8 protein-coding genes are annotated in these 9,145 nt (G+C 32.3%); 3 read left to right on the top strand and 5 right to left on the bottom strand.

Features of this window, described 5'->3' with window-relative positions:
- On the top strand, positions 1-877 hold an 877-nt coding region (locus K6343_05135), incomplete at its 5' end, for an HAD-IC family P-type ATPase (GenBank protein MEF3245345.1).
- A 30-nt stretch (positions 878-907) separates the two neighbouring features.
- Here the strand turns inward: K6343_05135 and K6343_05130 are convergent.
- The 5 genes from K6343_05130 to K6343_05110 all read right to left on the bottom strand — a co-directional run bounded on the left by K6343_05130 (position 908) and on the right by K6343_05110 (position 6,480).
- Positions 908-1,615: a hypothetical protein gene (locus tag K6343_05130; GenBank protein ID MEF3245344.1), complete on the bottom strand. Its 708-nt coding sequence runs from the start codon at positions 1,613-1,615 to the stop codon at positions 908-910.
- 20 nt (positions 1,616-1,635) lie between these two features.
- Positions 1,636-3,618 (bottom strand): hypothetical protein, encoded by a 1,983-nt coding sequence (locus tag K6343_05125; GenBank protein ID MEF3245343.1) that lies wholly within the window; start codon positions 3,616-3,618, stop codon positions 1,636-1,638.
- A gap of 24 nt (positions 3,619-3,642) precedes the next feature.
- Positions 3,643-4,341: a prepilin-type N-terminal cleavage/methylation domain-containing protein gene (locus K6343_05120; protein ID MEF3245342.1), complete on the bottom strand. Its 699-nt coding sequence runs from the start codon at positions 4,339-4,341 to the stop codon at positions 3,643-3,645.
- Between the two features lie 8 nt (positions 4,342-4,349).
- Positions 4,350-5,276 carry a type II secretion system GspH family protein gene (locus tag K6343_05115; protein ID MEF3245341.1) on the bottom strand — a complete coding sequence of 309 codons (927 nt, stop codon included), beginning with the start codon at positions 5,274-5,276 and terminating at the stop codon, positions 4,350-4,352.
- A gap of 196 nt (positions 5,277-5,472) precedes the next feature.
- Positions 5,473-6,480 (bottom strand): ATP-grasp domain-containing protein, encoded by a 1,008-nt coding sequence (locus K6343_05110; GenBank protein ID MEF3245340.1) that lies wholly within the window; start codon positions 6,478-6,480, stop codon positions 5,473-5,475.
- 209 nt (positions 6,481-6,689) lie between these two features.
- Here K6343_05110 and K6343_05105 point away from each other — a divergent pair, with 209 nt between their 5' ends.
- Positions 6,690-7,346 (top strand): lipoate--protein ligase family protein, encoded by a 657-nt coding sequence (locus K6343_05105; GenBank protein MEF3245339.1) that lies wholly within the window; start codon positions 6,690-6,692, stop codon positions 7,344-7,346.
- Positions 7,347-7,418: 72 nt separating this feature from the next.
- The coding region (locus tag K6343_05100) for a sigma 54-interacting transcriptional regulator (protein MEF3245338.1) at positions 7,419-9,145 on the top strand (1,727 nt) is incomplete at its 3' end.

The following is a 9,145-nucleotide window of genomic DNA, read 5'->3' as shown; positions in this document are numbered from 1 at the left end:
TATCAAAGAATGGGAAACATCACAATCTGAGCAAAATGAAAATCCGGATGTATTTGCAGAAGTTCTACCAGAGGATAAACTGAATATTGTAAATTTTTACCAATCAAGAAACCACGTTGTAGGCATGACAGGTGATGGTGCAAATGATGCTCCAGCGCTCAAAAAGGCAGATTTAGGCATTGCAGTTTCAAACTCCCTTGAAATTGCTAAACAATCTGCAAAGGTTATTTTCACAAGCCCAGGACTTTCAAATATTGTTGATCTTATCTACACCGGGAAAAAAATTTATAAAAGAATAGTCTTGTGGATAATAAATAAAGTTGTAAAAACATTCCAAATCGTCTTTTTTGTTTCAATTGCAACGTTAATTATCGGAAAACCAATAATTACTCCTGCCCAAATGGTTTTAATGCTCTTTTTGTATGATTTTGTTACCATGTCAATTGCAACTGATAATGTGGTGCCATCAAACAAGCCCGAAAAATGGAATGTAAAAAAATTAATAGTTCTCTCTTTAATTTTTGGTTCACTAAAAATTGGAGAACTATTCCTTGCAATGTACCTTGCTTTTAAGTATATAAATCTTCCATTTACTAAATTACAAACTCTTATGTTCTATTTTCTGCTTGTATCAGGTTTGTTAAACATTCTAAACTTTAGAGAAGAAGGGTTTTTCCTAAGCTCTCGTCCAAGCAATATTCTTTTAACTACCATAATAGTTGATATAGTAATAGCAACTTTAATATCTTGGCTAGGTATATTTGTAGCAAAGGTCCCAATACTACACATACTAATAGCATTTATTTATATTTTCTTTGTGACTTTAGTTTTTACTGATTTATTAAAAATTTTAGTTTATAAGATAATAAAAATATAAGAGAGGATTTTATGTTTTCTTGCACCTTTCTTATGGTGGTGGGCTTCCATTCATGGTAATATTTCCAACACCGTTTACGATCACATAAAAATATTTATTGGTTGAACTATCTCTAAGTTTTATAAGTAGTTGATTATTGATTATTGATTGAATAGTGTTTTCTCTTCCTACCATTCCTTCCACAATATCTGTTTCACCTCTAAAAGTATCCCCTGCTCCAGAATTAAAGCAAATAGTAAAATAGTTTTTACCTCCAAATGGAATTGAAGAAGACGATGAAGTTGTTGTAATTGAATCAATTACAATGCCATATTTAAGTATCCGACTAACAAAATGTTTGTTTACAGAATCTGTTGGTATGTAGTGTGCATTCTCTACCTCACTTACTTGGTCCTTGCCCCATTGAAAGGTCTCGAAAAAATAACTTCTGTTGTCTAGATTGGTAGAACTAAAAGGTTCTACTTCACCGTTTTCAATAGTTTTGCTTGAATCAAAATTAAAATAAACATTTAAATCTTGCTGATAGATAATTGCTTTCTCTTTAACCATTCTCAAATCTAAAACCATCTGCCACGCAACCTCTTGAAGGCGCTCTGAAGAAATATAACCACGAAAATAAGGAACAGAAATACCGCCCATGATGATTATAATTGCGATTACTAATAAGGTCTCTATAAGAGTAAAACCAGCAAGAACTTTATTTTCTTGCTGGTTTAATTCAAACTTGATATATAACAAACAGCTCCTCCTCAATATTACTAAGGGTTAGTAAAGTTAAAAACAGGATTTAGTCCCTGAATATTTGCAACATTAACAGGATCAGAAACAATTTCTTTCCACGATAATCTGTAAATGTATTTTGTTGCAAAACTTACACCATCAACTGTAACAGAATTTGTTGGCAATATAGGACCGCTATTACTACCACTGTCTGAACTTATTCCAGTATCATAGATAATGTCCTGGTTACCATTTATTATTACTCCATGTCTATTAAAGCTGATATATCCACCAGCAATAAGAGACCCAAAAACATCCCCATTACCATTTAGTATTATATCACTATAAGGTGCATAGAATATGCCATGCATAGTATTATTGCCATTCAAAATAATACCACTATTTAGGAAGTTTTTTCCTAGAGAAATTATAGCCAACTTGCTATTAGGATTTGTGTTAGATGCTCTTGAAAAACCATTAAATGTAACCCTTTTATTTGTAACTATAGTTCCTGATCCTTTAATAGTAAGATTTCCGTTGAAATTAATATATCCGTTAACCCACACAATACCTGGCGTATCACCAAAATCAAGCACCGTATTTCCATTAGTTGAAAAATCACCACCAATATACCAATCTACTTTTGGTCCAGTAGGATTAACATTATTTACTGGATGAAATTTAATAGTATTTCCAGCGCCATTTAACGAAACATTTCCACTTATATAATATTTTACTTCTCCACCGTTAACATTAATGGTAGTATTACTGCTGTTATAGTAATAGTTACCGAAATAAGGAAGACTTGCACTCATTGCAGTTGATTTTATACTTTCTTCTGTTTCCAGAGGAAAATCAGGAAGCTCCTCTTGTTGGTTGTAAGTTATTGTAGAATTATTACCAAATTCTATATTTCCATTCATAATAATTGAATTATTTCCCGGAGGGAGTGCGGTAACTATATTGCCGTATATTCTGTTGTTTCCGTTCATTATGATTTGCCCCGTTGAGTACAAACTTCCTTGACCATTCTTTCCGTCATAAACAATTTGGTTAGTTGAGGGATCAATATGTCCTGATTGTATAGTGTGAACACCGTTCATTACCAATCCTTTACCAGACCACACAGCATACTTAAATGGTCCTGAAGCAGTAGAACCACCAGAACCTACACCACTTGAGGATGTAACATCCACGTTAATAGCACTAAGAGTTGCTTCAGCAAGAATATTCCTTACAATGTTTTTAGCATTTGAATTAGTTAAAAGATAAGAGCTTACCCTGATCTGAAACTTAGTACTTCCAGGCAAATTTTCACCATCGTCAATGTACTGAGTATTTGTATCTATCTCTATCCATTTGTTATCAGTTGCATACGCATCGTCCCAAGCAGCAATACCTGTTCTAATATCTCCATTTGATAATTTTTTAATACGCTTCGTTTGGATATCACCATTTATTCCTGTTAAAGAAACTGAAGCAATCCTCCCATCATCATCAACAACAGCATAATACTCTTGCGTGTCTAAATTATAAAGGTATGTTGAAACATTATCTTCTATGTCCCATATTGAACCAGATAAAATTGGTCTAGCTTCAAGATAAGTCGTTTTTTCTGATTGCAATATAGTCGCAGGGTTGACACTTGTTGTAGGTTGGTTAATAGTTCCACCATTAATTGTAGAAAGAAGATATCCCATAGTATATTTAACTACATCTCTTTTAATCACGAAAAGGTCGCTTGGTGGATGGTCAGTGTAGTAATCTTCAATATTTTTTATTCCATCATTAATTACTGGGTTATTTTTAGTTAAATCGGGAAACGTATTGATTTGAGAAAGTATTTTATCTACAGTTGCTTCTCCAACGGAAAGAACCATATCAGAAATCGCTTCTTCTGTAACGACAGTTCTCCTCGGTATAGCAGAAGACATCAACATCAAAACTGGAACCATCATTGCAACAGCAATTACAATAGCAAAAATCAAAGCAAAACCTTTTCTTCTTTTTATAATTCTCATTTTAAAACACCTCCTTCTTAATGTTTACTGTCTTAAAGTAATTTGCAAAATTCTTACAATTTTAGTCGGTTTTCCTGAAGCGTCTTTTACAAAAGCTTCTATTAAAATCTGAACAACTTTATCTGACCAAGAAGGCCTTATTAAAACAAAATTGGTAATAACTTGATCTGTTATAGGTTGATTGTGAATACCACCACTCCAAGTTATTCCACCATCAGTTGAAGTTTCGTTACTATAAAGAATTTGACAAGGTTCGTACAATTTGTTAATCCAGTATTGCCTCGGCAGTCCTTTATAATTGCCATAACTATCAGTAGGCACACCAAGAGTATAAGTTATTCTATGTTTTACGTTGTCATTGCTATAAACGTAAAATCTCAAGATTGGCCCTTTTGCATTATCAAAAACATAATACTCATCATTCCCTAAATTTCCAGGTTGTGGTGAATCATCAGCCAGAATGGAAAAAATATCTCGCTTTTCGGCAGCAGAAGGATAAACTATACCAACATTTCCTGTTCCATAAGTAATTGTTTGTCTAATTTCTTTTGATAATTGGTCAAGTACATTTGATATGTTCTCAATTAAAACCTCTCTACTTTGATTTGTTCTTACAAAAGTGTTAACAAAAGTAAAAATTGAAAAGCTCATATAGATAAATACAAAAAGCACAGCCATCGCAATTACAAGTTCGATAAGAGTAAAACCTTTACGTTTAACCATGCTATACCTCAATACGTTGTGACTTTAGTTGACAAACTGTAGGAATGTTCATAACTACCAACAATCCAGAAAACCGTTACCTTTACATCGTAGTACTGCACATGGTTTGGACTTGAAGCATCTTTTTTTCTTGCAACAATTTGTGTTAGGACCCTAAAACCTCTATAAGACATTGTTGCTATTTTTTTGCTTACCTCATTTGTGTAATGTGGATCGAACACAGCTGAGTTTGTATTAACTTTATCACTGTCGGTTGTAAAAATCAAAGCGTTGTAGTTAGCAAAAGCAGAAAAGTTATTGATTCCTTCAGGAAACTGCACAACATAGGGAGCAGTTGTTATCAAATCATAATACTTACCATTGTTCGTAAAAGCATTTCCATCTTCTTGTGAAGGCGAAGAATTAACAGGATTGTTAGAAAAAGATACAAAACCTTGAAGTGAAGAATAAAAGGAATTGCTATTATATGAAACGTCTGGTAGCGCAGGATGGATATTAATAGTATCAGATGAAGTATTTGGCCTTAACGGTTCAGGATTAGTTAAAAGTGGATTTGCACCTAAATCTACAAGACCTGGAAAGTACGCATTTGGATTTAAATCAGGATCAAACCAATATTTACTTCTCTTATCGTTACTTGAGGCGGTTGAAAAAGAAGGATCGGTTGGAGGAAGTATACCAAGGAAATTATTATCCATTGTGACGTTTCTTGACCGAACGAATTCAACAACAAAAGTTGCGATATTTTTTGCCATATCACGAGCTTCTGAATCTTTTAGACTTGTTGCAGAAAATGTTGAAAGTAACAGTGCACTTAGTGTAATAATAAATAATACCGAGATAGCTATTACTACCTCAAGAAGGTTAAATCCCTTTCTTTTCTTCGGTAACTTTTGCAAAAGAAGATCTTCACCTTTTTTGCATCCTGTTAGCATAAAACTATAAAAACCCCCTATATAAATTATAAGAATAAAAAAAATTTTGTCAAGTCCAAACTTTCTTAAAAAATTTTTATAAATACATTAAAAATTCTTTTGCTAAAATCCCTCTTTAAATTTTGGTTATATTATGCAACAAAACAAAAATTTCTAAACTTAATAAAAGTTTGTTTTAAGGTAGTATGATTTTAAACTAACTTAATACTATTTTATTTTCAATTCTGTGTCTTTCAATTGCGGTGTTCAAAATATCATTTATAAGATCTTCATAAGATTTTTCCATAAGTTTATAAATCCTAGGAAAATCAGAATGCAATGGGTCAAGCCCAGGTAGAGGGTTTGCTTCAAGAATATATGGATTTCCATCCCTATCAACTCTTAAATCAAAACGGGTTATATCTCTATTCCTAAGAGCAATAAAGGCCCTTAAACAAATATCCTTAATTTTTGATAGAATTTCCTCAGGTAACCTTGCTGGTAAATAATAGTTAGCTTTTCCAGAATAATCAACTTTGAATTTATACGTTTGTATTCCACCTGCTGAAGCCTTTAATTCTCTTCTTGAAAGAGTTGAAAAATCTATTTCCATTGGAGGTAAAACTACCGGTGGGTAGTTTCCTATAATACCAACTGTAACTTCAATACCTTCGATAAATTCTTCAACCATTACTGGTCTTCGGAATCTTTCAAATTCCCTTAATACATTTAATTTCAGCTCATTCTCAGAAAAACAAACGGATTTTGACGAAATACCAATACTTGAACCTTCGTATATAGGTTTGACAATTACAGGAAACTGAAGATTGTCAATACTAATTTTATCATTTGGCTTCAATACTTTAAATTTTGGTGTAGGAACATTTGCAAACATTAGAACTTCTTTTGTCATAACTTTATCCATTGAAATAGCAAGAGATAAGAGAGATGAACCTGTGTATGGAATCCTCAATTCATCAAGAATTGCAGGAACAAAAGATTCTCTATAAGGACCATTTTTACCTTCAGCGATATTGAATACAAACTGCGGCCTATCTATTGCAAGCAAATAAAAAAGTAGTGGTGAGGTAGCTTCATACAGTTTTACTTTGTGACCTCGATTTTCAAGGGATTTTTTTACAGCGTCAATAGTCTCAGGCCAGTCAAACTCGGCTTCTTTTTCACTTAAACTTCTTCTAAGATTATACGTTATACCTATTCTCATTATAAACTTTCGCCTTTTTAATTAATTTAAACTGATATCTAACTAAGTTGTAATTTTAACTAAAAATATTTAAAAGTCAAGAGTTTAGTAGAAAAATTTATAAAAATTTCAAAAATATTTTATACATTTACAATGACCCAAATTAACAAAAATGTAAATGAGGTTTTAAAAACTATTGTAGAAAAAAAATAAAAAGTTAAAATAAAAGTGTGGAAAATTTCGTATTTATTAGGAGTAATTCAACGGACCCCGAATTCAACATTGCACTTGATGAAAAATTGCTTTATCTTGTAGGTCTTGGGGTGCTACCAGATATCGTTAGATTCTATAAAAATTCCACTTCTGTTATTCTTGGAAGATTTCAATGTAAAGAATTTGAGATAGACGAAGATTACTGCATAATACACCAAATTAAGATAGTTAAAAGGACTACAGGTGGTGGAACTGTTTTCCATGATCTAGGTAATTTAAACATATCTGTCATAGTTAAAAAAGAAACATTAAAAAGCAACTACATACTAGAGAATATACATTTTTTAAGCTCAGCCATAGCAAATGCCTTAAAATATTTCAATATTGAAGCTTCCATTGGAAAGCATAACGAAATTCTTGTTGGTGACAAAAAAGTCTCTGGAAGCGCTGCTGCCTTGAAATACAACGGATTTTTATACCATGCAACACTTCTTTTGAATTCTAATCTTGAACAGATGAAACGTGCATTAACACCAAAAAAAGAATATCATCCGGGCTCAAAATGCATCAAGAGTAATAGAGCCTCGGTAATGAATATTTACGAATTAAGATATATTAACGAAAATGACTTAATAAATAGAATTTATAATGAAATATCAAGAGTTTTTAAATAGTTAAAGGATTCAAAATCAAAAAATAATTGTTAAGATTTTTTAAAAATTAAATTTTTATGGTAAAATTAGGCCATGGTAGAGAGGGTAGAGAATTTAGTAAAATTTGTTTCGCCATACGAACTTCAAAAAAGAAAAAGTGATTACTTTTTTTATCTTATTGCTTCAAAAAAACACTTTGAGAAGTTTATATATCTTAACGACTCTTTTACGATCTCCTTTGTCGATAAGGATGGAGTTGTGTTACTTGCAATGAACATAAACCGAGACCCTGTAATTAGAGAAGGTATGATAATAGATAATTTACTTAGAAATACAACAGCACTCGGAATGGCTCTTGAAAAAATCAAAGAAGCCGAAGTAAAAGGTTATGCTTTTGCTAACTTCAATCTTAAAGATTGGTCGTCTGCTGCATCACCAATAGTTGATAGATCTGGAAATCTTATTGGTGCGGTTAGTATATCATCACCAAATAGATACTACCCTAAGTTTGCATTAGAAATTACTTCACTAATGGCACAAGCCATCCAAAATGAGGTAAATTTTAAAAACCTAATCCAAGAAATTAACCTTTCAAGGAAATTGATAGAATCAATCGTAGAAGCAAATAAGGATGGTATTATCGTTTTGGATAAAAATGCAAAAGTGCTTTTTATAAATTCTTCCGGTGCATCAATTCTCGGAGTAAACAAAAAGGAAGCAATTAACAAAAATGTTACTGAGATAGTTGACTTTAAACCTGTTATACTTAACGTATATAGAACACGTAAGGGTTATACAAACAAAGAATTTGTCATTGAAAGTCCTTCAAAAGGTATACTGCGTTTCACAAAGACAGCGGTTGTATTAAAGGACACAGATGACGACTTTGCTGGAGTTATTGATTTCTTCAATAAAACTGAGGAAACAAAAAGATTTGCTGTGTTAGACGGTGATAGAGAAAACCACTTCACTTTTGAAGATATCATCAGTAAAAGTCCTAAAATAAAAGAAGCAATAAGATTAGCAAAATTAGCATCACAATCTAACACACCTGTTCATCTTACAGGGGAGACTGGAACTGGAAAAGAAATGTTTGCTCAAGCTATCCATTTTGAAAGTATTCGTGCCGATAAGCCTTTTATTGCAATAAACTGTGGAGCTATACCAAGTAGTTTAGCCGAGAGCGAGCTCTTTGGTTATGAACCAGGAGCCTTCACTGATGCCGACAAAAACGGCCGACCTGGAAAGTTTGAGCTTGCAAACGGTGGAACTTTATTTTTAGATGAAATAGAAGAATTGCCCTTAGAAATACAGGTAAAACTCCTAAGAGTCCTTGAAGATAAAATCATCACAAGAATTGGTAGCACAAAATCTTTCAAGGTTGATGTAAGGATTATATCAGCTTCAAACAAAAAACTTGACTCTCTTGTTAAATCTGGTTCATTTAGAGCAGATTTATTCTATAGATTAAATGCCTTTGAGATAACCCTTCCACCCCTTAGAGAGAGGAAAGAAGATATACCATTACTTGTTTCTCATTTTATAAAGAAATTTGCAAAAGAATTCAACAAAAGTATTACTGGTTATGATGAAAGTTTCATTAATCCACTCCTTCTTTACGATTTTCCAGGAAACGTAAGGGAATTGCAAAATGTAGTAGAAAGATCTGTAAACTTAGCAAGCAAAGAAATGCTTACTAAAGAATACCTTCCCAAACATATTTTAGAAGTTAATCTTAAAGATAATACAGCTAACCCAGAATTTGATACAATAAAGAAAGACTACATCGAAAAGATTCTCTTAGAATGTAATTACAATAT

This window comes from Caldisericaceae bacterium (genome assembly GCA_036574215.1).
In the GTDB taxonomy this organism is placed as follows: domain Bacteria; phylum Caldisericota; class Caldisericia; order Caldisericales; family Caldisericaceae; genus Caldisericum.
The sequence above is the reverse complement of the archived record's forward strand: the minus strand, read 5'-3'. Positions and strand labels throughout refer to the sequence as shown.

What these genes read in the sequence shown, in the direction of transcription:
- K6343_05125 (MEF3245343.1), bottom strand. Translation starts at nt 3,618, where the DNA reads ATGAGAATTATAAAAAGAAGAAAAGGTTTTGCTTTGATTTTTGCTATT.
- K6343_05120 (MEF3245342.1), bottom strand. Translation starts at nt 4,341, where the DNA reads ATGGTTAAACGTAAAGGTTTTACTCTTATCGAACTTGTAATTGCGATG.
- K6343_05115 (MEF3245341.1), bottom strand. Translation starts at nt 5,276, where the DNA reads ATGCTAACAGGATGCAAAAAAGGTGAAGATCTTCTTTTGCAAAAGTTA.
- K6343_05110 (MEF3245340.1), bottom strand. Translation starts at nt 6,480, where the DNA reads ATGAGAATAGGTATAACGTATAATCTTAGAAGAAGTTTAAGTGAAAAA.